Raw genomic sequence first — 2,036 nt, forward strand, 5'->3', positions numbered from 1 at the left:
GGAAGTAAATATTATACCAGATAGTTTCTTCTTAAAATGCAGCGACCCAGACTCATTGCTAACCACAGAAATTGTACAAGGTGGTACGGGGCCGATCACATACGCATGGAGCACTGGTGCTACCACGCCAGATATAAACATCAATACTGCAGGCTTTTATTACGTGTTTGCAACCGACTCAATTGGTTGTGATTATTCTGACGTAATCAATGTAAATTATCCTTTGGTGGCAGACTTACAATACACCCCTTTCTGTGAAAATGGAGATATTGTTAATTTTACTGATCAATCAATAGCCTATACTAACAGCATCACAGATTATTCATGGAATTTTGGTGATCCGGCATCAGGTGCCGACAATACTTCAATTGCTCAGAATCCATCACATGAATTTACAGTAGAAGGTGACTATACGGTCACTTTACAAATAGAAGATGATGACGGGTGCATATCTACTACATCTACAGAAGTTTATAATACCGCCATTGATAACTTTTTTGAAATCAACCCCCCGGAAAAAGAACTTTGCCTGGGCGAGCTAATTAATGCTACAGGTCCTGGTGGGGTTCATATTGATGAGCATCTTTGGAACTTTGGTGATGGTCAGACACGCTTCGGGTCATCATTAAATTATCAATACCAGACTCCTGGTAACTACGATATATCACTTGATGTTATTTACAACTCACACCCTGATGCTTCAGATGCTTGTTACGCAAATTTCAATGACGGGGTAGAAATTTTTCCTTTGCCTGAGATTACAATCGAATCTAGCGCAGAAAGATATTGTGTCGGTGAAGAGGTGTCATTTTCGTTCACAAGTTCAAAACCAATTCAATATGCGACATGGACTTTTACAAATCTTAGGAGCAATGAAGTTGACATATCGAATCAATTGACAACAGATTACACCTTTGCTAAAAGAGCTAATTATAATATAAAACTCGAAGTCATAGATAATAATGGATGCAGCTCTCAAACCTCTTTCAATCAGTTTGCAGATCGTATAGTGATTCCTGATTTTGAGACTGAACTTAACATCTGTGCTAAACAATTTATTACGCTTACCGAAGCCTTTAGAGACTCCCTTGAAAACATCACTGATTATCACTGGGATTTTGGCGATGGATATTCTGAAGCGGGTCAAATGCCTATTTCTTTAACAAACCACAAGTTTGCAAGAGGCGGTAGCTTTCCTGTCACACTTAATGTTTCAAACAGCTTTTCCGGTTGTGAAAACTCTATAACTAAAATGGTAAATATCCTGGCGCCACCCCAAATAGATTTTTCTTACGATACCATTTGTGCGAGAAGTATTATGCCTTTCACCAACAATACTCAACCGGGTGATGGTGAGATAGAAAGTTATCAATGGATATTCCCAGATGGATCAACTTCATCTGATTTGAACACCCAGCATTACTTTGACGAAAGTGGATCCTTCCCGGTTAGCTTAATCTCTACCTCCACATTAGGTTGTGCAGATACACTTACCAGACAAGTATATGTTAAAGAAACACCAACCGCAGGTATAGGCCTGCAGGAAGGCTTTATTGAGGCCTTTTTACCTGTACAGTTTTTTGATGATTCTCAAGGTGATATCGTCAGCTACTTTTGGGATTTTGGTGATGGAGCATTTTCATACTCGGAGAACCCCACGCATACATATGATGCTATCGAGCGCTACAGGTTAAGTCACGCTGTGGTGAATACAGTCGGGTGTTCGGATACTACCACTGTCGATCTTGATTTAAATGTTTATTTAGAATTACCAAATGCCTTCTCACCTAACAATGATGGTAAAAATGACGAGCTGGGTTTAATTCAGCAAGGCATTAAGACGCTACACGAATTCAAAATATTCAATCGCAATGGCCAGATAATATTTGATGCAACTGGTAATATAGAAAAAAGATGGGAGGGGTCTCACAATGGCCAAATACAGCCAGCGGGAGTATACGTTTGTTACGTAAAAGCTTCAGGCGCTTACGGTAAAGAATTTAATTTCAAACAAAATATCACTTTGCTACGATGAT

At 39.3% G+C, this 2,036-nt stretch carries 1 protein-coding gene; it reads left to right on the plus strand.

Going from position 1 to position 2,036, the window contains the following annotated elements:
* On the plus strand, window positions 1-2,035 hold a 2,035-nt coding region (locus E1176_RS03960), incomplete at its 5' end, for a PKD domain-containing protein (RefSeq protein ID WP_155209273.1).
* Between the last annotated feature and the right edge of the window lies 1 nt (window position 2,036).

Source organism: Fulvivirga aurantia (assembly GCF_009711475.1).
Classification (GTDB): Bacteria; Bacteroidota; Bacteroidia; order Cytophagales; family Cyclobacteriaceae; genus Fulvivirga; species Fulvivirga aurantia.